Consider the following 26,929-nt stretch of genomic DNA (forward strand, 5'->3'; position numbering starts at 1 on the left):
ATTAGACTTTTAAGAATATAGTATATTCTTAAAATAAGATTACAATACATTAAATACCATAAATATAGAGGATTCCGATTTTTATAAACTTCAGTATCCTCTACTATTGCTAATTCCATTTCTTAAATGGTATTATTTATCTTCTCAAATATATTTCACATTTTTTATTGGTGACTTGAAAACTCTCTTGAGTTTTTCCTAAACTCTGTTGGAGTCATACCCTTTTTAGCCAAAAATTGTTTTATAAAATATGTATCATATTCAAAGCCAGTGGCACGTGCAATTTCGTTTAAGCTCATATCAGTATGAGTCAATAGACTCTCAGAAACCTTTAAGCGGTACGCTAGTAAGTAGGCCATTGCTGTGCAGCCACATAGATCCTGAAAACTTTTATTTAGTGACACACGATTCAAATGAGCACATCTTGTTAAATCTTCCAATGTTATTTTATCAGAATAGTTTATATGTATATATTCTAAAACCAAATTAACAGGTGATTCTTCGCTATGGTGGTTTAGCTCTTCAATCAATCCAAGTATTTGTATTAAGTATTTTTTTATTCTACACACCCAAAGCGAGTCACTTTGTGCATATACTTCTGTTCCCATAATAAAAAACCACTCATATAATTTCAAATATATTTTCTCATCTACAGCATATACCCTAGTATGAATTTTATCTTTTCCAAAAAGTAAAAGACCAGTTTTTATTTTTAGATTAGTTGACAGATATCCAGTATTTTCTGAGAAATGAGCTGTATTAAAAAAATCTGGATGGAAACAAAATGATTGCGAAGATACATTTTGTTTTTCAATAACTTCTATTTTATCTTCCATTGATAAACAAAGAATACTTGGAGCGACAATTTTCACAGGGCGACCATTTAGTTGTAAATTCATGCTTCCACTCGTAATAAAGGTTATAGTTAAACGCTCTTTATAAGGAAGATTTACAAAGTTTTCATTTGCAATAAATTCTATATATACAGTTCTATTCTTGTGACGATCCATTTGTGGCATAAGCATTCCTCCATTGGGTACATTAAAATAAGTAATAAATTTAAATTACCATTTATATTTTTATTAATCAATAGCAAATTCTAAGACAAATACGTAAAAAATCCCCACACCAAAAGTCGACAATTCCACAGTCGCCTTTGAGATTTTGTTCTTGTTCTTTTACAAATAGTATAGTTAAAAGCTTCATTTATGACATTGTATCATATTTTCTAAATGGTAGACTATTATTAAGAATTAAAGAAAGTTATGCAAATAAGTCTATTAATAACTTACTGTTTATAACTTATATGAAAGGAGAATTATTATGTCTATTAAAAAATTCAATATCCAAGTATCTGATGAGGTACTTAATGATTTAAAATACAGATTGGATCATATACGCTGGCCTGAGCTGCTAGAAAACTCAAGTTGGGAACGAGGTACTAATATAAGTTATTTAAAATCACTTGTTTCGTATTGGAAGGATGAGTTTGACTGGCGTGCACAAGAAAAAGAATTAAACCGCTTTTCTCATTTTCGCTGTAATGTGGATGGGATAGATATTCACTTCATACACGAAAAAGGAAAGGGACCTAATCCTACCCCAATTATACTTACTCATGGATGGCCTGACAGTTTCATACGCTATCAAAAGATTATCCCACTTCTTACTGACCCTGCAAGTTATGGTGGTGATCCTAATGATTCTTTTGATATAATTATCCCTTCGCTACCTGGCTTTGGTTTTTCTAGTGCTTCAAAACATAGTGGTATGAATAATTATGCTGTTTCTGAACTTTGGGCAAAACTAATGACTGAAAAGCTTGGCTACAGTAAGTTTGCCGCTGCAGGTGGAGATATGGGTTCAGGTGTTACAAGATACTTGGCATTAAACCATCCAGAACTTCTAATAGGAATCCATCTAACTGATATTGGAATTATAAGAGATCTTATGATTTCAAATGATACAGAGCTTTCAAAAGATGAATTGCATTATAAGAAAATTGCTTCAGAATGGATTTCAAATGAGGGAGGCTATATGTCTATTCAATCTACAAAACCACAAACCATTGCCTATGGACTTTCTGACTCACCTGTTGGCCTAGCTGCATGGATTATAGAAAAATTTCTCAGCTGGAGTGATCGCAATAAGGATTTAGATAAAACCTTTACTAAAGATGAGCTTCTCACTAATATAATGATTTATTGGATCACAAATACCATAGGATCATCGGCAAATGCATATTATGAAAATACACATTCATTGCCACCAATAGGATACATAGATGTACCAACAGGCATGGCTTTATTCCCTTCTGATGTATTGCTGCCACCAAAAGAATGGGCTATGCGCAATTTAAATATCACTCGCTGGACTACAATGCCTAAAGGAGGACATTTTACAGCCATGGAAGATCCTGAACATTTTGCTGAAGAAATTTGCACATTCTTTAGAACTTATAGATAAGCTTGAACTTATGTCATGGCTTACCGAAATTATAAATATTTTGTTCCGAAAAACTATAAAAATATCGCTGGAAATTCTAAGTTTCAGATTTCACCACTTTAGCATGCTCCCACTTTCCTAGGGAAGCTCGACTCATTACATTCGCTGAGGAAGTTCGAGGAACCCAAAATAAAATTTTGGACTCTCACTTCACAAGCTAAAGTGGAACAATCTACAACTAAGAATCTCATCAGCTCATTTTCAAATGTTTTCTTCACAAATATATTTATAATTTCTAGTGAAGGTATATGATATACTCACGTACTTTTATTCCACATAACTGCAACAATACCCATAAACATAACATTTTTAAAACAGCACTAAACCTCTTCTTATTCAATGATCACAAATGCAGTAAATAGCCACTATTTTAGATATTAGCATCATAAATAGTAGCTATTTTATTCACTTATCCTTGCTTTTTCCAGAATTTCAGTGATTTAACACTTGGCTTATCAGGCTTTATTGATATCTCCTCTAACCTAGTATTAACTAAAGAATAAACCACTGGAACAACTACGAATGTAAGGAAAGTAGCTGATGCAAGTCCAAATATTATGGTTACAGACATAGGTCCAAATAACGCACTTTTTGAAAATGCAAGTGGTATAAGACCTGTAATAGTTGCTACAGAACTTAGTATTATCGGCCTGAATCTTTGACTTACAGCATTCAAGCATGCTTCATCTATAGAAAGACCTTCTTTTCTTCCTTCAATTATATATTCCACAAGCAGAATACCATTTCTTATAACTACTCCAATTAAACTTATTATTCCCATTACAGCAGTTAAAGATAGCTGCATCTTAAATGTGAGAAGCCCTGCCGTTACTCCTATTAATGATAGTGGAAGTGCACACATTATTATAAGTGGCTGTACAAAAGATTTAAATTGAACAAATAAAATCACATAAATTATTAGTATACACATGGCTGCAGCTATACCTAGACTTGTAAAATTCAAATCTATTTGATGTTTCTCACCATCATAAATAACATTTACACCATCTATATCCATCTTATTTATTTCCGGACTTAATGCATTTTCTACGGTAACAGCATTATAACCAGTTTTTATATCGCTATATACTGTTACAGTTTTATCTTTCTTATAATGTTTTATTTGGTCTATCTGTGAATCAAGTTTTATAGTTGCTACTTCTGATAACAATACCTTGTTTTTTGCAAGGCTGGATTTCACTTGTAAATTTTTTAAATCTTCAACTGATATAGCATTACTTTTAACTAGTATATCGTAATCACTTCCATTTTTTCTGTATACAGAAGCAGCATATCCTCTTATAGCAATGCTTATCTGCTTTTCTATATCAGATTTTAATAAACCATGCTGTACTGCCTTAGTACTATCTATATCTACTTCATATTGATAAGTCTTTTTTGCTGCATCATCTCTTACATTTGTAGTTCCTGGAATACCATTTAATTTTTCTTGTATTTGATCTGAAGCCGAATAAAGCTTCTCTAAATCATCTCCTGTAAGTCTTATACGAATAGGTGCACCTGTTGGCATTGCTTGTTCCAAGAGTTTTACTGTTGCAGTACCTCCAGATATTTTACTATCTATTTGACTTTGTAAATACTCAGCCAATTCTTGTCTTGTACTGAACTTTTTGGTTTTATTTAGGTCTATGTTCATCATAATTTGAGCTTTATCTTTTGCTGGTGCAAGAGGAGGTATAGTAATATAAAATTTAGGCACAGCACCACCTATAGCTGACGTATAACTTGTAACATCTTCATCTGATTTTACTATATATTCAACTTGTTTTACTAAATCACTCGTGCTGTCAATATTATCCACTTTTTCATTAGCAACATCTATATAAAGAATGTCTTTATCTGCATAAGGAAAGAACTTCGTTCCTATTGAATTCAGCAATCCTATTGATACTGCAAATAAACATAAACATATTATAATAATCTTTATTTTATTCTTAAGTCCATAATTTAAAAGTTTATGGAAAAACCTTTTTATTATACTTTCCTTCTCAACTTTTTTACTTTTTCTAAAAAATATAGATGCCATAGCAGGAGTTACAAACAGTGCTGATAAGTAAGAACACGCAATACATATCATTACTACCTGAGGCAAAGTTCTTAAGAATTCTCCTGCTCCACCAGGTATATTTAAAAGTGGTGCAAAAGCACCAATAATAATCAATGTAGATGTGAATACAGGCACAAATAATTTTTTAATACCATGAAAAGCAGCTTCATCTCCAGACATACCTTCATCAATACCTACCTGCACAACATCGCCTATTACAATGGCATCATCTACTAATATTCCAAGAGCTATAATAAGTGCTGTGGTAGACATTTCCTGAACCTTAATACCAAGGGCATTCATAGCAACAAATGACATAGATATAGATATCGGAATTACTGCTGATACTACCATTGCATTTCTAAATCCCATTCCTATTAAAACAGTTATAACTACCAGAATCACACCATCTCTAAGGTTCTCCATAAAGAAAGAAACTGATTCATCTACAGCCTTAGGCTGAAAAGTAACTTGCTCTATTTTCAAATCTGGTGGTAATTGTTTTTTTATCTCATCTAACTTTTTTGTTACATCCTTACCTATTAAAACTATATTTTTATTATCTTGAAAATAACCTGTAAGCAATACTGCATTTTCTCCATTGCTAGTGAATTTAAGACTAGAATCATCATCATAACCCATATAAACCTTGGCTATGTCTTTAAGCCTAATAGTTTGTCCAGTATCAGTTGAAACATTCACCACAGTATCTTCTATTTCCCTAAGAGATGTAAAACTTCCAGGTGTCTCAACTTTCATTTTCCCAGTTTTTAAATCTAAATTTCCAGAAGGAATATCTACATTTTGAGCTTTTAATGCTCCACATATGTCTTCAAAAGAAATTGGATATTTATTTATCTTATTTAAATCCACTTCCACTTTTACCTGATTATCTTGCTTACCCTTTATATCAAATCTTGAAATACCACTAACATTGCTTAGCTGCTTCTTTATATCATCTGCATAATTTCCCAATTGTTCATATGTGTAATTATCGCCAGATACACTTAGAATCATACCAGCAGTTTCTGTAAGATTCGTATTTATATCACTATCCTGACATCCATCTGGGAGATCTGATTTTAAATCTTTTATCTTATCTCTCATATCACGCCATGCTTTCTCTTTATCACAATCATTAGTTAAGAAAACAACAACTATTGAAGCATTATTTACAGAGTAAGACTCACAATAATCATAACCATCTATTTCTTCAACTTTTTCTTCAACTTTTTTTGAAACTAAACTTTCTATATCACTAGGAGAACCTCCTGGATAAACCGTTGTGATCATTGCTGCTGGAGATGAAACATCTGGCATTTCCTGCTTAGGAACAATATAATAGCAATAACATCCACTTAAAATAGCTATAGTTATTAAAAATAATACTATTTTTTTATTTCTAATAGCTGCTTTAATCAATCCCATAATTCATCCCCCTTTATTCTGCTGAAACCTGATATCCAGCTTTTATATTTTTCATACCTTCAGTAATAAGGTTTTCTCCAACTTCTAATCCATCTATGCGTACTTCATTTTCATTTGTATCTCCTAAAGTTACATTTTTCCTAACAGCACGTCCATCTTCCACTGTATAAACATAATCTTGTCCATCATTCAAAATGCTGGTAATTGGAATCCATATGCCACTCTTTTCTCCATTATCAATATAAACTTTCACAGACTGACCTACGTAATATTTATCATTATCTATTGGATTTAAAATTTTGATTTCTGCACTGTAAGTTCCACTTTGTTTATCAGGTGCTTGAACTATATTCATAATTTCTCCATCAGTAGTAGTGTCATCTATTTTAACTTCTGCTTTTGTTCCTACTTGTATTTTCTTTACATCATCATCTGATAAACCTGCAGTAATCACTTGATCGTCACTTCTAACTAAAATTACTGGATACCCAGCTTGTTGCATTTCTCCTTCTTTACAAAGGACATCTACTACATAACCATCTTCATCTGCTACAAGAGATGCATCTTGAACTAAATTAACCTTTGAATCATAATTAGCTTTTGCAGCATTTACCTGTGCCAATGCTGCTTGCTTATCCTCTTCCCTTGTTCCATTTTGAAGCTGTGTCAATGTTTCCTTTGCTGCATTTAACTGGCTTTCACTACCATCTAATTTAATTTTAAGATCGTTAACCTGCTGCTGTGTAGCTGCCTTTATTTGAAATAAATTAACGGTTTTATCATATAAATCCTTGCAGTAATTATACTCATCCTGAGCATTTTTTACTGCTATCTGAGCTTTATTTATATCCTCTGCTTGTGCTCCATTTACTGCTTTATCATATTGGGCTTGAGCTGCATCCATTTGAGCTTTTGCAGCATTTTCTGCCAAATTTAAGTCACTTTTATCTAAATCAACCAGGTTATCTCCTTTTTTCACCTTTTGACCTTTTACAACATATATTTTTGAAATTTTAGCTGGACTTTTGAAGGAAAGCTTTCTTACTTCACTTCCTCCTGTTATACCCTCATATTCTAAATCACTTAAATGGCTTTGATTTTGAAGTTCTACTGTTTTCACTGGATAAGTTTTTGCATCTATTTTTTTATCATTTTTACTGCATCCACTTAATGTTGTAAAATTTAAAATTACTAAACAAATAGCTATTATCTTCTTATTCATATATCCTCCTTATATTCACCATATCGCACATAAAACATAATATTTATTGAGTTTATTTTCCTGAATAATTTTTATTCATTGAAAAAATTTATTAGTTACTTAATATCCATGGCTTTTGAATACTATCTCTTAAGTTATTATGAATATAAATAAGTTTTCTTAAAGCAGTATCCAATTCTTCACTTGCTATAACTTGTTTATCATAATCATTTTGTAGCATTAATCCCATATCTACTTGAGCTTTTGCAAATTTAAGTTTAGTATTTGTTGAATTAATCTGTTCTTTTAAGTTATCTATTTTATTTTCTATATCAAGTAATGTTGAGTAATTTTGTTTTAATATATTTTTAAGACTCTTTTTCGTATCATCTAACTTAACTTTTGATTCATCGTAACTGTATTTACCATCTAGATAAGCTTCATAATTCTTAAGATCTGTATAATACTTTAATTCCTTTTGTTCATATGCTATTGACGCCAAAGCAAGCCCACCAGAATCTAATGTAGTATTACCATTAGCATCAGTTGTAATATAATCGGATTGTTTAGGTGCTATTGGTATATCTTTATTCATAATGTCTTTTATTCCTTCGTCCTTCAAATCTTTCAGATAGTCCTTAGTTAAATCTAATATTTTATCATCATATTCAAAATAACTGTTAAGCTTATCATCTATATATTCCTCAACTGAGTCATCTATTTTAAATTTTCCATAATCCACATCATAATCAAATATGTAAGTATTCTTTAAATCTAAATCAGTTAACACTTTGAAATAATCTTTAGCATCACTTAAAGCATTTTCCTTTGCTGTTATATCATCTTGTAATGATTTTAATTCAACCTCAGTATCAGTAACTTGATTCTCTGTTGCCATTCCGAGCGACAGCTTTCCTTTTAAATAAGTTAAATCATTTTTCTTTAATTCCAAGTTTCTTTTTGATTTATCTATATCAATTTGCTTTAAAACCATATCATTATATTTATTGGTAATATCACTCGATATTTGATCTTCCATGAAATCTCTTGATTGTTTTGTCTGCTTTTCCTGCAATTCAAGTTTATCGTAAGGATAATCATATACATCACTGGAGTAATTATCTCCTGCTAAGGATTTATTAAAATCAGTGCTTTTTTCTTGAAGATCCTCTTTATTTCGATAATAGGTTATTTGTTTCGATTTTAAAGCAAACTTATCACTATTACTTATTGCCGCATTTATTGCATCAGTTAGTTTTAGAACTCTCTTATCTACATCATCATGTATACCTTGTCCAACGCTTACGTTTTCCACCCTATTAGTATGATTTTGCGCTTGTCTTGAGATATTTTCACTTTCGGTAGATGTAGATTCTGTTGCAAATACTGGTGCAGTGCTACTATTTATGATACTTACTAAAATTCCAACAGCAATCAGATTTTTTATATTTCGTCTCATTAATATCCACCTCTCCATTATTTAAATATTTAAATATTTAAATATAGTTTTATAATCTACACATGTATACAAACTTTACAGGTGTACAACAAATACTATATACTGTTGTATGAGGGTTATCAAGAAACAATAACCTTAATCTATATAGTTAATCTGCACAATTACATATGTGTAGATTATTTCCTTAGGAGGAACTTATGACTAATAATAAAACTCTTGATTTAAGAATAAGAAGGACATATAAACTATTATTTGATGCTTTAACACTTTTACTTTCTGAAAAAAGCTTCGATAATATCACTATTACTGATATCTGTGAGAAGGCAATGGTCCATCGAACTACATTTTATAAACATTTTGAAGATAAATATCATTTGCTTGATTCTTTAATTAGTCAATTAGTCCAAAATTTCGAAGAAAAAAGCACTGAACAGACTCCAGTTGATAATCCAAGGCAATACTATGTAAATTTATTTAGACTTCTATTAGAACATATGCAAGAAAATATAAAAATGTATTCAGTCGGCCTATTAAATAATGGTTCCACAATAAAAGTGCTTCAAAAAATAGTAGTTGGACGTACAAAATCTAGATTGGAAAGTGACGAAGCTAATGGACTAATATTTTTAATCCCTGCACCAATTCTTTCAGAATTTTATTCTTCTTCAATGGTTAGTTTAGCCATTTGGTGGCTTGAAAATAATATGCCTCTAAGTATTGATGAAATGGTTAGATATGGAGATATGTTGATTGACAAATTGGATACAACTGATAAATAGACAGGAATTCTATCTGCTAAAACAAGATCTTATTTCTTAAATGAAACTTCATCTATTGTGCAAGGCTAAAAAAGCTCAAGTTAATTTAATCTTTAAACCTATATGTTTATCCATTTAGGTTCTTCAATTAAAAGAACATCACTTTAACTTCTAGGAAGTTTTAGTTATGGAATATATTTTACTTAAGTTTGAAATTACTAAATAGTTAAATTCCAAAGCAAAAAGTAAGCAGCTCCTTTATCTTATTCCTTTTACCCTTTATTAATAAAAGCGTTCTAGTTTACTAAAAGTGTTTAACACCTTATAGAACTAGAACGCTAATTAATAACTTATGCTATTATTCTATATTTCCGTACTTATCTTTTGCAAGCTCAATAAATTCTTTTAAAGCTTGAGATACATACCGATTTTTTTGGTATCCAATAGCTAATGTACCATGAGTTTTGTTATACTTCAGATGATAGAGATTAACTCCAGTAATTGTATTCTTATCGAATATTAAATCTTTATTATTCATTAAGGTTTTGGGATAAAAAGTAATTCCCATTCCTTTAACTGAAAGTGCCAGCACTGTTTCAATGCTTTCTGTCTCCAATATAATATTAGGTTTTATTTCTTTTTCATTAAACATTTCATCTGCAATAATTCTAACTCTATTTTTAGCATTAACCATTAGAAATGGGCAATCTTTTAGTAATGTAATATCCATATCTTTTTCAAGTTTTTGTTTTACTTCCATATAATTATTAGGAAAATATTTAACTAATATATTATCTGGAACAACCATAAGAACTTCTTCATTACAAAGTGGAACCATCTCTACATTCTCAACATTAAAAGGTAACATTCCTATTATTAAATCTACGTCACCTTTTAATAAAGCTGCATCTAGTTCCTTTGAGTTTCCTTCAAGTAAATGTAAATTAATATTAGGAAACTTTTCATTATAATAAGGAAGAATTTCTGGCAAAAAGGCTCGTCCTCTTGTATGTGAAGCTCCAATAAACAAATCTCCACGTTTGAAATCTTTAATATCTGCCAATTCCTTTACTGACTGCTCTTTTAAATCCAAAATTCTTAAGGCATTTTTCACTAAACTTTTCCCCGCTGGTGTCAATGTTAATGGCACTGTACGATTAAATAATTCAACCCCCAAATCATTCTCCAATTTTGAAATATGAGAACTTAATGACTGTTGAGAAATAAACAATTTTTTTGCCGCTTTTGTAAAATTCAGCTCTTCTGCTGCTGTTAAAAAATACTCTAAATTAAGAAAATTCATCATAACGTAACACTACTCTACCTTGTATTTAATATAAATATATTTCATATCTGTTTCTATTGCTAATTCTACATAATTACTTATCATCAAACGTCTTTACTTTCCTACTATACTATCTTTAACTATATTAGCTCATATTCTAGAATATTCTATCTCTTAAAGCTTTTCTAGGAATTAGCACGTTTAATTATTCTTCTATTTTATCATATACTTCTTTTTCCTTGCAATCCAGAGTTTTCCCTATAAATTTATTTAATTCAGTATCCTCCGGTAGAGATTTAAATTTATAAATAAGTTCCTTATATATTTTAAATAAACAAATTTCTGTTTTAACAATTAGCCTTTCGTTCTCTAGCGCCTCGTTTTAAATATCATCTCTTAATCATATTTTTTGCTTAAAGATTCTTATATACTTCTGCTAAATGCTTTGTTAACTTTGTATTTTCTCTATAATCAACCTGACAATCAATAATTACTGGCACATCTTGCTTAAAGGCTTCCTCTAAAATTGGTATTAAGTTTTCTGATTTTTCCACTCTATATCCTTTTGCATACATACTTTCGGCCATTTTAACAAAATCTGGATTTGTGAATTCTACATAGCAGCTCTTACCGTACTGATCCTCTTGTTTCCATTTTATTAACCCGTAATTTCTATCGTTAAAAATTAAAACGACAATCGGAGTACCTATACGAAGTGCTGTTTCTATTTCCTGATTATTCATCATAAAACCGCCATCACCAACAATTGCTAAAACTTTCTTACTAGGATTTATTAATTTTGCTGCAATTGCACCTGGAACTCCTATTCCCATTGTTGCAAAACCATTAGAAATTATACAGGTGTTTGGCTCATAGCAATTATAATGCCTTGCAATCCACATCTTATGCGCACCAACATCTGAAACCACAATATCATGGGGTCCCATTACTTTTCTGACATCACTTAAGATTTTCTGAGGTTTCATTGGAAAACTTTCATCTTCTGCATAGATTTGATGTTCATTAACCATTTTTTCTTTGATTTTTAGTGCATCAACTGGCTCTTCTTTTCTAGATGTTCTTCTCATTATATTATATAAAGCATCTGAAATATCACCAACTACTTCAACTATTGGCTGGTAAAGCTTATTGATGTGTGATGGTCTTGTATCAACATGAACAATCTTAGTATCTCCATTTACATTCCATTTTGCTGGTGCATATTCTACGATATCATAACCAATTGTGACTACTAAATCAGCATCCTCAATAACTTTATTTACATAATCTTTCTGCGGAATTCCTATTGTCCACATTGAATATATATTATCAAAAGGAATTATTCCTTTTGCCATCATAGTATTTATTACTGGAATCTTTAAATTACTTGCGAATTCTGTAACTGCTTTTGCAGCATTATTCCGAATAGCTCCACTTCCAGCTAATATAACTGGATTTCTTGCTTTAAATATCTCACTTGCAGCTTCCTCTATTGATGCTAAGGCTGCATATTCTTTTGGTGGAATTTTCTTTTCTAATGGTTTTTCACAAATACTTACAGGCATCTTTGAAATATTTACAGGTAAATCGATATGACAGGCTCCAGGTTTTTCGCTTTCAGCATATTTGAAAGCGATTCTTACAATTTCATTTACTGTATCTGGTCTAACAATTTGCTTACTTCTCTTAGTAATTGGTTCAAACATTTTACAAAGATCTAAAAATTGATGCGATGTTATATGCATTCTTTCAGTTCCAACCTGTCCAGTAATTGCAACTACAGGGGCACCATCGCTATGTGCATCTGCTACTCCTGTTACTAAATTAGTTGCCCCTGGACCAAGTGTTGATAAGCATACTCCTGCTTTACCTGTTAACCGTCCATATAAATCAGCCATAAATGCAGCCCCTTGTTCATGACGAGTCGTAATAAACTTAATACTTGACCCTTCAATAGCATTCATTACTTCTAAGTTTTCCTCTCCTGGAATTCCAAAAATATATTCTACTCCTTCTGCTTCCAAGCATTTAACTAACAGCTGTGCTGTATTTAATTGAACTTTTTCATTTTTTTCTGTCCCCATAGTAAACATCCTCTAATCTATATATTTTAGTATTATGCTTAATGCATTAATATTTTCTCAAACATCATACTTCAATTAAAAATATTTTTCCAACAACTTTTTTCCTATTTAATTACAATAAAATGGTTGTGATAAAATGAGGAAAATCAACTAATTTATTTAACAACTGTTTTGTTGTAGTTGTGCAACAAAAAATTTGTTTGAATGATATTTAGAATAATGATAAAATTGTTTTGGTAAATATGTTTAATCTTAAATAAATTCTTGAAAAAATTTATTTTTTTATGTAAGATTATAATCAAATAGCAAGACAATGGAGTCATTTATTAAAATGGCTCTTTTTTTATTCTATAGGAATTTATCACAAGTGTTGATTAACCAAATTTTTACTTTAAATTATTAACTTATTTTTGATATTTTTCAAAAATAAGTTAATAGATATATAGACTTCGACCTTAAGACTTTTTTTAAGCAATTTTCTTACAAATTGAATTAGTGATAATTTAACATATTTTAAATTTTTAGTCGTTTCAACATAAGTAAATTGAAGCAAAACATAAGCTATCAATGATATGAAAAGTTGATTATAGACAGCATTTTCAGTTGTTCCAAATATTCTTTTTACATTCAAGTTTTGTTTTATAAATTTAAAGAAGGTTTCAATTTTCCAACGTTCCTTGTATATTTCTGCTATTTTTTCTGGAGTAATGTTCATTAGGTCAGTGCACACTTTTACTGATTTACCATAATAATCAGTAAATTCAACTACTCTAAATCTATTTTGAGTTTTTTTAGTCTCTTTTCCTAAATAACATGTAACATCTCGAATTACAGAAGAATTTTCTACTACTCCTAAACTTCTCAATTTCTTTGGTTTTGAAAGTATTGTATTATTTTTTATTCTTATAACAAAAGATTGTTTTATTTCTTTAAACATATCAAATCTCTCATGATTTTCATAAGCCCTATCTTCAACTAAAATAGAGTGTACATCTATTAAACCTTCACCTATCGGTCCATCATGCTTTTTAGCAATAGTTTCAATAACTTTTTGTGGTGTAAAGTCATTAATATTTAAAGATATATGAAGTTTTATTCCAGATTTCTTCCCATTAAATTTTGCCCATTTAAGACGGTTTTCACCTACGGTCACGGTAGTTGAATCAATTGCTATTAATTGTTTTGGCAAATTTAGAATTCTTCGCATTCTACGATTACATTTAGAAACAATAATCTCAAATAAAGTTTTAGAAATTTTGTAATCTACCTTAGAGGCTTTTTTAGAAATAGTTGAATAATCAACTGGTGTTAGCCCTACTGATTCCATATGCTCAACGCCATCCCTATAACTCTTATATTCATTCGTAGCTGCTGCAATAAAGAATTTTATTAAATCATATAATGTGAATTTTCTTGCAGTATCAACATATTCTAAAATTTCACTAAATTTTTCAACTTCCTTTTCACTTAAAAATGTTTGAAATATATCAAATATAGTGGTAGTATTTTTCATGAGGGCATTCTCCTTAAGTATTATTTTGGTTCGCACTTTAATATTACTACAGAATGACCTCATTTTTTATATATTTTCACTTCTATTTTTTGGTTAATCAACACATATGGGAATTTATAATGTAATAGAATCTGTGGATAACTTATGAAGAAGGCTATTTAATTAGTTTTTGTATAGAAAAAGAATAAAAAAGAAATCTTATTCGCCTGCCAGATTTTCCTCACATGCGTTCGGAAAGGCAGATGCGTAAAAAAAATCTACGGCTCCACAGTCGCCTGGGATTTTTTTATATTTATTCTTTTTAACTTACAGATGTTAATAAAAAACTTAATATAAGTATTATTTTTAAGAGGGAATAGCTTATTAATCCCTCCAGATGGCAATCCAATTATTCTCTTAGCTGATAGACAGACAGCTGGGGGATATCCGAAGATTGCTCATGTTGCATCTGTAGACATACAAAAAATAGTTCAGCTAAAACCTAACGATAAAATTACATTTAAGAAAAGCACATTAAAGGAAGCTGAAAAACTATATTTAAATAGAAAAAGGCAGATTACTTTGCATTAGCATCGTAATCTACCTTTAATTTTTTTTGCTTTAATTAGATTAATCCATTCTTTTCTAGAAAATCTACAGCAACATCTTTAGGATCTTTTTTTAATTCATCTACTTCATAGTTTAATTCGCTCATTACATCATTATTAAGTAAATCTCCTACTCCCTCTACAAGCGGTTGTATTTCAGGATATTTCTTTAATGTCTCAGCTCGTACAACTGGAACCGCATAATATGGAGGGAAGAAGTTTTTATCATCTTTTAAAACGCTTAAGTCATATTTCTTTAATAATCCATCTGTTGAAAATGCATCTATAACATCACTTTCTTTATTCATTAATGCCGCATACCTAGGACTACCATCTATGCCTACAGTATTCTTAAAATTCAAATTATATTTTTTAGCTAAACCTACTAATCCATCTTCCCTATTCAAGAACTCTAAGGTTGTAGTTGCAGTAATGTCATTTGAAACTTTAGATAAATCACTTATTGTTTTGAGATTATATTTTTTAGCAGTTTCTTTCGTTACAGCAAGTGTATAGGTATTATTAAATCCCATCTGTTTTAATACTTCTATATTATACTTATCTTTAAAATCTTTTTTTACTGTATTATAAACTTCTTCTACATCTGATATTGGTTTATATTTTAATTCATCTCCGTACGCTGTACCCGTATAATCTACAGACATATCAACATCTCCATTTTGCATGGCTGAAAATATAACCTGAGTACCGCCTAATGCAAATTTACGATTAACTGAAATATCTGTTTTTCTTTCGATAAGCTCTGATAATATATTTCCTAAAATCTCTTGTTCAGTGAAGTCCTTGCTTCCAATTGTAATAACTTTTTTATTAGAAATCTTTTTAGATAATCCACTTACTGCAAAAATCCCAATAAGTACACATGCAGTGGCTGCTAATATACCCTTTTGTATTTTTCTAGCTCTTATTTTTGCTTCTTTGGATTTGTTATTAGCTTTTTGCAAACTGATTGGCGTAACAAGTTTTTCTACAATACTAAATAACCCATCTACTAATAAGGCTAATATACATGCAGGTATTGCTCCTGCTAAAATTTGATAATTGTTAACAGTTCTTATACCAGAAAAGACTAAATATCCTAGACCACCACCACCAATAAATGCTGCCATAGTCATAAGTCCTACTGCTGTAACTGCTGAAATTCTTATTCCTGACATTATTACTGGTAGTGCTAATGGAATTTGAACTTTAACTAAAACTTGAAATTTAGTAAGTCCGATTCCCTTTGAAGCCTCTAGCATGTCTGAATTTATACTATCAATCCCTGTTGTTGTATTTTTTATAATTGGCAATAATGAGTATAGTACTACCATTACAATCGCTGGCGGTGTACCAATCCCTAAAAACGGTATTGCAAATCCTAGCAGTGCCATGCTTGGAATTGCTTGTACAACACTAGCTATTCCTAAGATTGGCTTGTTTAGCTTTTTCACATAGCTTGTAAGAATTCCTAATGGCATACCAATTATTATAGCTATCCCAACTGATAATGCTGTAAGCTTAATGTGTTCAAGCAGCAATGTAATTATCTGATCTTTTGATGTAAATATATAATTTAAAAATTCGTTCATACTAATTCACCTCTTCCATATCTAAAAACTGACTGCTTAGAGTTGTTACCAAGCTACTTTTGGTAATTATACCTTTTAAAACTCCAAAGTCATCAAGAACAGGTACTTGTCCTATTTTATGTTCCTTTACAAGTTCAAGAATGTCTATAATTGAATCATCAGGTTGTACGCTTATAAATTTTTTATTCATTATCTCTTCTACAGGAATATTTCTATCAGTTTTATTTTGAATCTGCTTTGCTGTAATAATTCCTAAAAGATAACTTTCTCTATCTATAACCATTAAACTATCAACTTTTGAACTTCTCATTTTTTCAATACATCTTAAAAGTGATGCATTTTTAAAACAAACAACAGGATGGTCAATCATTATATCCTTAGCTCTTATAAATTCTGGTGAAGACCATATTCTATTCTTTCCTATAAATTCACTTACAAAATCGTTTATAGGATTTTTAAGTATATTTTCAGGCGTATCATATTGCACAATCTCACCTTTATTCATTATACAAATCTTATCTGCTATTTTTATTGCTTCATCCATATCATGAGTTACAAACACAATAGTTCTTTTTAATTTACTTTGTAAATCAATTAACTCTTCTTGAAGCTGAACTCTAGTAATTGGATCTAATGCACTAAAAGGCTCGTCCATTAAAATTATTTCTGGATTAGTAGCAAAGGCTCTTGCAACTCCTACTCTCTGCTGCTGCCCACCACTAAGTTCTGTTGGATATCTATCTAAAAAGTCATTACTATTTAATCCAACCATATCCATAAGTTCAAGAGTTCTTTTTTTTATACTTGCTTTGTTTAACTTTTCAACTTTAGGAATCATCTCAATATTTTCTCTAATTGTAAGATGCGGAAACAATCCTGTCTGCTGTATTACATATCCAATATTTCGTCTAAGTTTTATCACATCTTTTGATGCAATATCTTCTCCATTAATAAAAATCTTACCTGCTGTTGGCTTAATTAGCCTATTTATCATTTTTAAGGTTGTGGTCTTTCCACATCCACTTGATCCTATAATAGCAACAAGCTCTCCTCTATTTATCTTTAGTGTAATATCCTTGAGTATTGTTTTGTTTTTAAAATCTTTGCGAACATTTTTAAATTCTATCAAAAATTCCACTCCCTTCCCGTTAACAACTTTATTTCCATATACAAGTTGTTACTTTTTATAGTTTTAGTAACAACTTAATTGTAATATAAGGTTGTTACTTTTGTCAAATTTGAACTTTTTTGCTTTTTGTGTTATAGAGCTTCACGTTGAAAATCTGAGATACTACAAAGAGCGAAATTAGATAAATATCGATAAACTCTTGAATCATAACATTCAATAAGCATTGGAAGTGAGCTGTTATATATTTAATTTTGATTTGGATTAAGATTTTTCACGCTAAAATTATAACGGGTAATATATTAACCATTTTTATAATCTAAATGGTTAATATATTACCCGTTACAAATTAATTCAGAGATATATTATGGATATAAGAATTTATTTACTCTCTCATAGCAGCTTTCATCACCGACAAAATAAAAAATATCATTATCACGTAACACAGCATATGGTCCTGGCGACATTTCTAGGCATCCATTTCTTTTGATACATACAATTGTTGCAGAGGTATTATGCCAAAAATTAATTTCAGCTACATTTTTATCTATGTATGGGGTTTCCTTAGTTATACGTATTTCAAATGGTATGAATGGATTTATAGACTTAAATCTATCAGTTCTATCTAACAAATCAATTATTTGTTCTCTTAATAGATCATTTTCTTTTTTCTGCCCTTCTAATTTATCTAATATATCATTTCTTAAATCATTAACCGTCTTAACATCATTATACTGCTTGATAAATTTCATAGCATTTTCAGTTGATTTTATTATTACACCACTGCCCTTATTGGCATCTACAATATCCACATCTGCAAGTATTGCTATAGCTCTTCTAGCCGTTTCTGCTGAAACTCCATATTGACTTGCAAGTACAGAACGCGCATATATTTTTTCACCAACTTGATAATGTCCACTTGCTATTTTCGAGGCAATATCTGTGGCAATTTGCTGATAAACAGGACTAACTATTCTTATTTTTTTTTCCATCTTTTCTTCTATCCTCTTATTAAAATTAGATTTAAATACCTTTGAAAATATTACGAAATACTTTCAAAGGTATTTTATCATATATTTTTATTTTCTGCTATTCTTCTTAATTTATCATAACCTAACTTCATATAATTTATAAAATACTGAGAATCAAAACCTTATAAATTAAAGCTTAAATAAATAACAAAAAATTTTCAAAACTACATTGTTAAGTTCTATTCCCATACTGTTACATTAGCACTTCCACTACTTTGATATCCTTCTGTTGCTATCATCTGATAAGCCCAACTAGAACCTAAAGCCATTCCTTTACTTCCCCATGCATCAGCGTGATTTTTCATAGTAATGGTATTATTAGTACCAATTGATCTCTTAGATTGTCTAACACTCCAGAACTGTTGGAAAGTTGTAACTCCATCGATAGAAGGTGCATTAGTTCTAGTAGCAGTATATATATCGTATGTGCCTCCATCACTAGTTACAGTACCCTTGTAATTTCCAGTCGGCCTATAAGTTCCCCAGTCATCAACAACGTAATATTCTATAAGTGAGTTCCTTGTCCATCCATATAATGATAAATAACCATTACCTGAAGGTGCAAATTGACCAGCATTATAGTTTATTACTCTAGTGTATGATCCAGCATTCCAGCCTTTACCAACAACAAAGTTGCCGCAGTTACTCCAATTAACGCTATAATTACCGCCAGATCCATTAACTGCGTTTACTGTTCCACCACCGTCTGTCCAATTTTGCCAATAGTCTGTTGCTGCTGCATATGCGTTTACGTTTACAACAGAAAGTGCAAGAGTGCAACACATTAATGACGCTAAAAATAATTTTAATCCTCTTTTTTTCATTTTCATTAAAAATTTCTCTACAGATGCAACATCATCAACATTAGAATCACTTTGTACTTCAGCGTTTGTATCATCTTCTTTGGTTTTATTAGCTTCATCATCTTGATTTGACTCAACAGCCTCATTAGATGCAAGTGCTTGTACATTTTTATTCTTTGAAAAAAATTTATCATCTATTATAGAGGCAGCCAAACCTCCTAATGCCACAATTATAATAGTTAAAATCAATATTCTCTTTCTTCTTATGCGAACATTTCTATTATATCTGCTATATCTGTAATTGTTTCTCATTTCCTTATCCCCTCGTATTTCCTAATATATTTATTGCAAAATAATTCTTCATCATAATTCTAAAAATATCACAAAAATTTTAGCCGTAATTATAAGCTGTGAACTGTGCATTGTGAATTGCAACATATATAATATCTTTCCACAATTATCATTTAACTACTAAAAATTATACCTCATTATATAAGAAAATTGTATCATATAACAATAATCGCCAAAATATTTTTTTCATTTCGTGCAAAAACCAACACCTCCATAAGCCATATTAATATTTTAGTTTAAAATAATTAATTATTTGTAACAAAAATATTACAATTTATTAACTTGGTTATTTTCCGTAATATATTGCAAGAATTTCAGCATATAGATATCCAAAACAAAACTTAGACTTGTGCAATAACTTACCGAAAGTAAAGGTACTCTGTTGTTTCGGTTACTGAGAATATGCTGAGGCTTTCTAACATCATAAGTTGCACCATTTCAGCATGTTCCCGAGCAAGCTCGTGACAAGCAAAACAGGAACAAATTTGTATCTAATTTCTAGTATAATTCACAAAGATTAAAATATATAGATATCTATATATTACTAAAACAAGAAAAAAAGCTGGAATAACCTATTATTTTTTAAGTTATTCCAACTACTTTCTAAACTAATCCTATGTTATTTAGTTACATTTCCATATATAGATAAACAAATTAAGAATTTGATTTATACTTTGCAATAAATACCATACTAGAAAGTAGAAACATTTTTATGCAGCAGGCATTGAAAATGAGCTGTTAAAAGCTCTTAATTGTAGGTTGTTCAACTAATGCTTGTCACAATTAAATTGGGAGCAAGCATTAGTTGTGCAACCTGCAATTTAGCAATTTCAGCGAAATTTTCATAGTCCTGTGAAATAACAATGTTTCGACTTTCGGCGGGTTATTGCATAAGTCTAAGCTATATATTGTTTATCTATATAATTCAAAGTACCGCCACTACTATTAGTTACTGCTAAGTACCCAAGGTTTTTCAATACTATTTTTTAATATATTATAAGTATTGATAAGATTCATTAGTGAATTATCTAAATCCTTACTCTTTAAAAGTTCAGCTTTGAAGTCATTTTCAGTTATTATTCCTAAATCTACTTTTGCTTTTAGAGACCTAAGCTTTGTATTATTAGATATAATCTGTTCTTTTAATCTTTTTATCTGATTTTCTAAGTCACACAATGTTGAATAATTCTCTTTTAAGACATTTTTAAGACTTTTCTTTGAGTCATCTAATTTAACCTTAGCTTCTGCTAAACTGTATCTACCTTCTAAATAGGACTGATAATTATTAAATGCATTTAAGTATTGCTGCACATAGCTAACAATGGCTAAACAATATTCCTGAGTATTAAAAGTTTTGTTGCCATCACCATCAATCTCATAATAATCATTTTTATTAACCTTCACTACTTTATTTTCATAGTAACTAAGTTTATTCATATCCTCTTCTCTTAACCCATGCATATAATCATCAGTAAGTTTAATAATTTCATCATTATACTTTAAATAACTATCTATTTTATCATCTAAATATTCATTTAGCGAGCCATCTATTTTTAATATTTCATAACTAATACTTGAATCCAATGTATAATCTGATAAATTTAGATTTGTTAATACTCCTAAATAATCTAAATTATTTTTTAATGAGTTTTCTTTAGCCTTTATCTCATCTTGTGCCTTATTCAGTTCAATCTGCTTGTCATCCAACTGATTAGGAATCGCAAGCCCCACTGAAACTTTCATTTTTAAAGCATCTAAATCATTATTTTTGATTTCTAAACCTGTTTTCAATTTGTCTATATCAATCTTTTTTAATATGATTGCATTATATCTCTTTGTAACATCATTTGTTATTTGATCCTGCAAAAAAGCTTCAGACTGAGCAGTTTGTTTCTTTTGAAGTTTAAGCTTATCAGCTGGAAAATCATCTACTGTATCATTGCCGGTCTTTAAATTGTTATCATCGGAGAAATCATCTTTTTCATCCTGAAGATCCAACTTATCATCATACAGTTTTAATTCTTTTTCTTTCAATGCTAACTTATCACTGTTATCAACAGCAGATTTTATAAGCTCATCTAAAGTGATAAATTTCTTTGTTTTAGTAGTTTGTCCGCCTAAAGTATTTGTATTTTCACCTGATGTACTTGAATTTAATACAATAGAATTACTTTTATCTGTCACCGCTTTCGCATTTTCAGCTGCAAAAGCAGGAATAATCCCTCCATTAATCATGCTAACTGTAATCCCAGCTGCAATTACTTTATTTATCTTCTTATTCATTATTATTCACCCACTTAATTAATAATTTGATTTGTTACTCTTTCATATTTCTTGTACTCAATTTTTTCATGTCTATAGCTTGCCCAGAAGCACTCATTAATGAGTTAAATATTTAAAATTAGAAATATCCCAAACAGAGAAATTGGATACACATAAGTTCACTTCTCATTGAGGAACCCTATATAGATAACACAATCATAAACTATACGTAGACTATGAAGTATTTCCCAACTAGAAATGAGTAATATACTTTTGTGGAATGTTTCATTGGTAATTTTGATGGATGTGATTCTTTGGCTATAAGTTGTTCCAAATTTGCTAGTTCAAAGCTTGTTCTTTGAGGCTAGCACTTTGGGTGCAACTTTATAGCCTTAGAATCACCCATCAGAATTACCTAGAAACTGGAACAAAAGTATGTTATTCATTTCGATGAGGCATACACATAAGTTCAGGTCTTAGTTTGGTTATCTATATATTTAATACAAATTATTCATTCTCGCCTTCATTAATAATTTCCTCCTCCTGTAGTTCTACTTCTTTATTCTCTAGAATAATTTTATTTTCAGGCTTTTTGTCTACTTTGTACCAAGAAGCATAAATAACTGGAAGTACAAACAAGGTTAAGATAGTTGCGACAAATAGTCCTCCACTCATTGCCACTGCCATAGGGCCCCAAAAAGTATTTTTAATTAATGGTAACATCCCTAAAATTGCAGCTACAGCGGTTAAGATAATTGGCCTAAATCTTAAGATAGTTGAATCTATAATGGCTTCACGGATAGATTCTCCAGTCTTGATATGATTTGCAATTTGATCAACCAAGATGACAGAATTTCTTATGATTATACCCATTAGTGCTAAAATACCTAACACTACGACAAACCCCATTGGACTGTTAAGCATAAGTAAAGCTAATGTTACCCCAATTATTCCAAGTGGTGCTGTAAGTAAGGTCATTATCATCTTTGGTACGTTTTGGAGTTGAAGCATTAAGAGAATTACCATTAAAACTATCATAATAGGAACAACATCTCTAACCTGAGCCAATCCTTTATTACTTCTTTCAAGAGCTCCCCCCATATCTATGCTGTATCCTGAAGGGAGGGTCTTTCGTAAATCTTCAAGCTGATTGTATATATTGGTTTCTGCATCATTTCCTGTTATGCCCGGTAATACTTCTGCTTGGACTGTTATAGTAGGTTTTAAATCTCTTCTTACTATATAGCCATCTTCAGCATTATAATTTATTTTAGCAATTTGATCCATTGGTATAAAACCACCGCTTGGTATTGGAATATTTATATTCTTTATATAACCAAGATCATTAATATTAACTGGATCCATTTTAACTACTATATCTACCGTCTTATCATCTTGTCTAAATTGAGATACTGTAGTGCCAGATAATTGTCCTTGCAAGAATAATGAAATTTGTTGACTGTCTAAACCAAGTGCCCTAGCTTTATCCTGGTCCACTTCAATAAACATTGCTTTTGTTTTTTCAAACCAGTCGAAATTAATATTGTATAATTTCTGATTAGAGGCCATGGCATCTCGTACTTTTCCTGCAATTTCACGTACTTTGTCATTATCATAACCTGTAACTCTAAACATGACAGGATAATTACTAGGAGGACCATTTTGAATAACCTTTATGTGACTTTGAACATTTTCAAACCCACTATCAAGCAATTGCTGAACATTCTTATTTACCCTTTCTCTTGCTGCAATATCTTTCGTCAATATAACAAACTGTGCAACATTGCTATTCTGCGATGCAGGCTCTAAAGATAAAACAAATCGTGGAGCACCTCTCCCAACATAATAAGAATAATTAACAATGTCTTTATTTCCTTTTAAAGCTTCTGATAGATTATCTGCAGCTTCTTGAGTTGCACTAATTGATGAACCCTGAGGTAAAGTCATATCTACTAAAAGTTCAGGCCTTGTTGCCGCTGGGAAGAACTCTTTTTGAACATAATGTGAAAGTGCATAACCAGAAGTACAAAACAATATTATTGTTGTTGTTATTACTAATTTTCTATGATTTAAGCACCAATTTAAAACGCCACGAAATTTATTATAAAACTTGGTGTCATATACATCAGATTTTCTATTTTCATTATTCTTAATCTTTATCAAATCAAAACCCAATACTGGAACAAAGCAAACTGAAACAACCCATGAAAAAAGCAATGATATAGTAACTACGGTAAACACGCTTCCAGTATATTCAGATGCACTTCCCTTTGAAAAGCCTATTGGTGTAAAAGCAGAACAAGTGATCAATGTACCTGTAAGCATAGGAAAAGCTGTTGATGTAAATGCGAAACAACCTGCTCTAAACCTATCCCATCCTTCCTCAAGTTTAACTGACATCATTTCAATTGCTATAATTGCATCATCAACTAGTAGTCCAAGTGCAATTATTAAAGCTCCAAGTGATACTTTATGAAGCGGAATCCCTAAAAAGTACATTCCAACAAACACTCCTGCAATAACCAGTGGAATTGATATTGCAACTACTAATCCTGTCCTGAAACCTAAGCTTACAAAACTTACTACCATTACAATAACAAGCGCTAAAACAAAAGTTTCTAAGAAATTATTAATAGAATCTGTAACAGCCTCAGGCTGATTAGCTACCTGATCTATATTTAAGCCAAGAGGTAAATCGTTTTTAATCTCATCTAGTGTTTTATCTAAATTTTTACCTAAGTTTAGAACATTTCCTCCCTTTTCCATAGAAACTGCAATTCCTATTGATTCCTTTCCATTAAAAAACATTTTAGGATCTGGAGGATCAGAATAACCTCGTGTAATACTTGCTATATCTCCTAAACGAAAGGTTTGATTACCTGCTTTGATTGGTAAGTTTGAGATATTATCAACATTATCAAACATTCCACTTACTCTAAGATAAACATTATCTGTTGATGTCTGAATCATTCCAGATGGTATAACAGAATTCTGTGTCTGTAGAGCACTGCTGATTGTATTCGGACTAATACCAAGTTGCGCCATTTTAGTATTTTCTATCTGAATAGATATTTTTTCTGTTTGAACACCTATTAAGTCAACCTTTTTAACATCTTTTACATTTAATAAAGTCCTACGAATATTCTCTGCCTTTTCTCTCATTTCTTCATAAGTATAACCATCAGATGTTAATGCATAAACACAACCATACACATCATCATATCTATCATTGAAATTAGGACCAACTATATTAGATGGCAAATTACCTTTCATATCATTAATGTCATTACGAACTTCAACCCAAGTGTCTCTAATTTTATCTGAAGCCACGTCATCTTTTAAATCAATGAAAATAACTGATCTTCCAGCAAAGGAATAACTTTTTATATAATCTTTATTAGGTATATCTTGAAGTCTTCTCTCTATTTTATCTGTAACCTGCTCTTCAACCTGACTTGCAGTTGAACCTGGCCAAACGACAGTTATGTACATCTCACGAATAGTAAATTCAGGATCTTCATTTCTTCCAAGTTTAGGATAAACAAAAATCCCAGACACAATTATTGTAATAGCTAAAAAATAAACCAGTTGTTTTCTATTAAGACACCACTCTGTCAGATTGAAACCCTTCATTAATTATCACTCCCTACTCTTACGTCCTGACCTTCGCGTAGTTTGGTAATGCCAGCTGTCACCACTACATCTCCTTCGCTTAAGCCATCACTTACTGTAACCTGATCACTACCGAAATCCTTTACTGTAATATTTTTCAGGGTGACTGCATTATCTTTAACAACCCAAACAGCAGGAGATGAATCTGGCTGATATACGGCTCCAATTGGTATCCATATTTGACTTGATGAGTTATTTTCGTTAATAGACACACTAGAAGACATTCCTATTTTTATGCTAGGAGGTGGATCTATAAGATTTATTCTAACTCTGTAAGTACGTGATGCATCATTAGCTACTGGAGAAATTTCTCCTAAAGAGCCTTTCAATTTAACATCTGATAAAGCCGAAAAGCTTATATTGATTTCTTTAGCACTTTTTAATTGGTCAATTCTATTTTCAGGAACGTTAATTTCTACTTCTAATTGATTATTCTGAACTAGTGTTATAATCTTCTGCCCAGGTGTGACAACTTGTCCTTCTTCAGCGTCAACACTGCTAATTACTCCAGATTTATCAGCACATAATTTACAATAATCCAGTTGATTCAAACTTTGAGTATGCAATGCATTGGCCTGTTCTAATGCATCCTTTGCTGTTTCATCAGCATTTACATAATTATCATATTCTGCCTGAGATATAAATTTAGATTGATAAAGTGGCTCATATCGTTTCAAATTATCTTCAGCCAGTTTATATTTGGCTTCTGCTAGTGAAACTGCCGCTTCAGAATTTTTTACTGCTTGTTCAATATCTCTAGAATCAAGTTCCATTAGAACTGCTCCTTGTTCTACATTATCTCCAACTGACACATTTTTTTTAATAATCTTTCCTCCTACTTGGAATGCCAGTTGACTTTTATAATGAGGTTGGACTACTCCTGAATAAACATATTCTGAATCCTTATTGGATGTTGAGATCGTTAGAGTTTTTACCATAGGAGGTGGCAAAACTGTTTCCTCTTTCTTTGAATTTGTTTTCACTATCTTAAAAACAAAAAAACAAATAGCCACTATTCCAATAACCAGTAAAAACTTTTTTATCATCTTAATTTTCATTGTAAAGCACCCCTTTTAAATTTTCTTGATTGCATCTTCAATCTTTCAATCAAATTACATCTTTAATCACACAACACGGTGTTGTATAATTAAATTATAACTGATATGAAACTTTCATCAATCAACAAAAGATACCCAAGTGTTGG

16 protein-coding genes and 1 pseudogene are annotated in these 26,929 nt (G+C 30.8%); 3 read left to right on the forward strand and 14 right to left on the reverse strand.

The features are described from left to right. Window positions 1–164: 164 nt before the first annotated feature. The gene (locus tag AXY43_RS02290) at window positions 165–1,019 is read right to left on the reverse strand and encodes a helix-turn-helix domain-containing protein (RefSeq protein ID WP_039768739.1); all 855 of its coding nucleotides are present in this window, start codon (window positions 1,017–1,019) and stop codon (window positions 165–167) included. A 304-nt stretch (window positions 1,020–1,323) separates the two neighbouring features. Here AXY43_RS02290 and AXY43_RS02295 point away from each other — a divergent pair, with 304 nt between their 5' ends. After that, a complete protein-coding gene (locus tag AXY43_RS02295) occupies window positions 1,324–2,466 on the forward strand; it encodes an epoxide hydrolase family protein (protein WP_105410911.1) in 1,143 nt (380 codons plus the stop codon). Between the two features lie 448 nt (window positions 2,467–2,914). Here AXY43_RS02295 and AXY43_RS02300 read toward each other — a convergent pair whose 3' ends face one another. The 3 genes from AXY43_RS02300 to AXY43_RS02310 all read right to left on the reverse strand — a co-directional run bounded on the left by AXY43_RS02300 (window position 2,915) and on the right by AXY43_RS02310 (window position 8,661). Continuing rightward, window positions 2,915–6,001, reverse strand: a complete 3,087-nt coding sequence (locus AXY43_RS02300; protein ID WP_105410912.1) for an efflux RND transporter permease subunit — start codon at window positions 5,999–6,001, stop codon at window positions 2,915–2,917. A 13-nt stretch (window positions 6,002–6,014) separates the two neighbouring features. Then, window positions 6,015–7,223, reverse strand: coding sequence for an efflux RND transporter periplasmic adaptor subunit (locus AXY43_RS02305; RefSeq protein ID WP_105410913.1), 1,209 nt, complete (start codon window positions 7,221–7,223; stop codon window positions 6,015–6,017). Window positions 7,224–7,314: 91 nt separating this feature from the next. Then, window positions 7,315–8,661, reverse strand: a complete 1,347-nt coding sequence (locus AXY43_RS02310) for a TolC family protein (protein ID WP_105410914.1) — start codon at window positions 8,659–8,661, stop codon at window positions 7,315–7,317. Between the two features lie 197 nt (window positions 8,662–8,858). Here AXY43_RS02310 and AXY43_RS02315 point away from each other — a divergent pair, with 197 nt between their 5' ends. After that, the gene (locus tag AXY43_RS02315; RefSeq protein WP_023975381.1) at window positions 8,859–9,440 is read left to right on the forward strand and encodes a TetR/AcrR family transcriptional regulator; all 582 of its coding nucleotides are present in this window, start codon (window positions 8,859–8,861) and stop codon (window positions 9,438–9,440) included. 337 nt (window positions 9,441–9,777) lie between these two features. Here AXY43_RS02315 and AXY43_RS02320 read toward each other — a convergent pair whose 3' ends face one another. The 3 genes from AXY43_RS02320 to AXY43_RS02330 all read right to left on the reverse strand — a co-directional run bounded on the left by AXY43_RS02320 (window position 9,778) and on the right by AXY43_RS02330 (window position 14,301). Continuing rightward, window positions 9,778–10,725: a LysR family transcriptional regulator gene (locus AXY43_RS02320; RefSeq protein ID WP_023975382.1), complete on the reverse strand. Its 948-nt coding sequence runs from the start codon at window positions 10,723–10,725 to the stop codon at window positions 9,778–9,780. Window positions 10,726–11,117: 392 nt separating this feature from the next. Further along, on the reverse strand, window positions 11,118–12,788 hold the full coding sequence (locus AXY43_RS02325) for an acetolactate synthase large subunit (RefSeq protein WP_039768750.1): 1,671 nt from the start codon (window positions 12,786–12,788) through the stop codon (window positions 11,118–11,120). 391 nt (window positions 12,789–13,179) lie between these two features. Next, a complete protein-coding gene (locus AXY43_RS02330) occupies window positions 13,180–14,301 on the reverse strand; it encodes an IS4 family transposase (protein WP_243099107.1) in 1,122 nt (373 codons plus the stop codon). Window positions 14,302–14,658: 357 nt separating this feature from the next. Here AXY43_RS02330 and AXY43_RS02335 point away from each other — a divergent pair. Beyond that, window positions 14,659–14,871 (forward strand): annotated as a pseudogene (locus tag AXY43_RS02335) (KipI antagonist); the annotation flags it as partial. A gap of 34 nt (window positions 14,872–14,905) precedes the next feature. On the opposite strand, the gene AXY43_RS02340 reads toward AXY43_RS02335, so the two are convergent. The 7 genes from AXY43_RS02340 to AXY43_RS02370 all read right to left on the reverse strand — a co-directional run bounded on the left by AXY43_RS02340 (window position 14,906) and on the right by AXY43_RS02370 (window position 26,783). Then, window positions 14,906–16,480 carry an ABC transporter permease/substrate-binding protein gene (locus AXY43_RS02340; RefSeq protein ID WP_023975383.1) on the reverse strand — a complete coding sequence of 525 codons (1,575 nt, stop codon included), beginning with the start codon at window positions 16,478–16,480 and terminating at the stop codon, window positions 14,906–14,908. A gap of 1 nt (window position 16,481) precedes the next feature. Then, entirely contained in the window at window positions 16,482–17,609 is a 1,128-nt protein-coding gene (locus tag AXY43_RS02345) for an ABC transporter ATP-binding protein (RefSeq protein ID WP_039768754.1), read from the reverse strand. A gap of 362 nt (window positions 17,610–17,971) precedes the next feature. Next, entirely contained in the window at window positions 17,972–18,598 is a 627-nt protein-coding gene (locus AXY43_RS02350) for a GntR family transcriptional regulator (RefSeq protein WP_039768756.1), read from the reverse strand. 218 nt (window positions 18,599–18,816) lie between these two features. Beyond that, complete coding sequence (locus AXY43_RS02355) at window positions 18,817–19,461, reverse strand: glycoside hydrolase family 11 protein (RefSeq protein ID WP_012059233.1); 645 nt, start codon at window positions 19,459–19,461, stop codon at window positions 18,817–18,819. A gap of 1,275 nt (window positions 19,462–20,736) precedes the next feature. After that, window positions 20,737–22,074 carry a hypothetical protein gene (locus tag AXY43_RS02360; protein ID WP_065417980.1) on the reverse strand — a complete coding sequence of 446 codons (1,338 nt, stop codon included), beginning with the start codon at window positions 22,072–22,074 and terminating at the stop codon, window positions 20,737–20,739. A 486-nt stretch (window positions 22,075–22,560) separates the two neighbouring features. After that, window positions 22,561–25,686, reverse strand: coding sequence for an efflux RND transporter permease subunit (locus AXY43_RS02365; protein ID WP_105410916.1), 3,126 nt, complete (start codon window positions 25,684–25,686; stop codon window positions 22,561–22,563). Beyond that, complete coding sequence (locus AXY43_RS02370; RefSeq protein WP_105410917.1) at window positions 25,686–26,783, reverse strand: efflux RND transporter periplasmic adaptor subunit; 1,098 nt, start codon at window positions 26,781–26,783, stop codon at window positions 25,686–25,688. The genes AXY43_RS02365 and AXY43_RS02370 overlap by 1 nt, the downstream gene beginning before the upstream one ends. Between the last annotated feature and the right edge of the window lie 146 nt (window positions 26,784–26,929).

The organism is Clostridium sp. MF28 (assembly GCF_002969175.1).
Classification (GTDB): domain Bacteria; phylum Bacillota; class Clostridia; order Clostridiales; family Clostridiaceae; genus Clostridium; species Clostridium beijerinckii.

Coding starts and splice junctions, on each gene's coding strand:
- AXY43_RS02290 (WP_039768739.1), bottom strand. CDS start 1,019: ATGCCACAAATGGATCGTCACAAGAATAGAACTGTATATATAGAATTT.
- AXY43_RS02295 (WP_105410911.1), top strand. CDS start 1,324: ATGTCTATTAAAAAATTCAATATCCAAGTATCTGATGAGGTACTTAAT.
- AXY43_RS02300 (WP_105410912.1), bottom strand. CDS start 6,001: ATGGGATTGATTAAAGCAGCTATTAGAAATAAAAAAATAGTATTATTT.
- AXY43_RS02305 (WP_105410913.1), bottom strand. CDS start 7,223: ATGAATAAGAAGATAATAGCTATTTGTTTAGTAATTTTAAATTTTACA.
- AXY43_RS02310 (WP_105410914.1), bottom strand. CDS start 8,661: ATGAGACGAAATATAAAAAATCTGATTGCTGTTGGAATTTTAGTAAGT.
- AXY43_RS02315 (WP_023975381.1), top strand. CDS start 8,859: ATGACTAATAATAAAACTCTTGATTTAAGAATAAGAAGGACATATAAA.
- AXY43_RS02320 (WP_023975382.1), bottom strand. CDS start 10,725: ATGATGAATTTTCTTAATTTAGAGTATTTTTTAACAGCAGCAGAAGAG.
- AXY43_RS02325 (WP_039768750.1), bottom strand. CDS start 12,788: ATGGGGACAGAAAAAAATGAAAAAGTTCAATTAAATACAGCACAGCTG.
- AXY43_RS02330 (WP_243099107.1), bottom strand. CDS start 14,301: ATGAAAAATACTACCACTATATTTGATATATTTCAAACATTTTTAAGT.
- AXY43_RS02340 (WP_023975383.1), bottom strand. CDS start 16,480: ATGAACGAATTTTTAAATTATATATTTACATCAAAAGATCAGATAATT.
- AXY43_RS02350 (WP_039768756.1), bottom strand. CDS start 18,598: ATGGAAAAAAAAATAAGAATAGTTAGTCCTGTTTATCAGCAAATTGCC.
- AXY43_RS02355 (WP_012059233.1), bottom strand. CDS start 19,461: ATGAAAAAAAGAGGATTAAAATTATTTTTAGCGTCATTAATGTGTTGC.
- AXY43_RS02360 (WP_065417980.1), bottom strand. CDS start 22,074: ATGAATAAGAAGATAAATAAAGTAATTGCAGCTGGGATTACAGTTAGC.
- AXY43_RS02365 (WP_105410916.1), bottom strand. CDS start 25,686: ATGAAGGGTTTCAATCTGACAGAGTGGTGTCTTAATAGAAAACAACTG.
- AXY43_RS02370 (WP_105410917.1), bottom strand. CDS start 26,783: ATGAAAATTAAGATGATAAAAAAGTTTTTACTGGTTATTGGAATAGTG.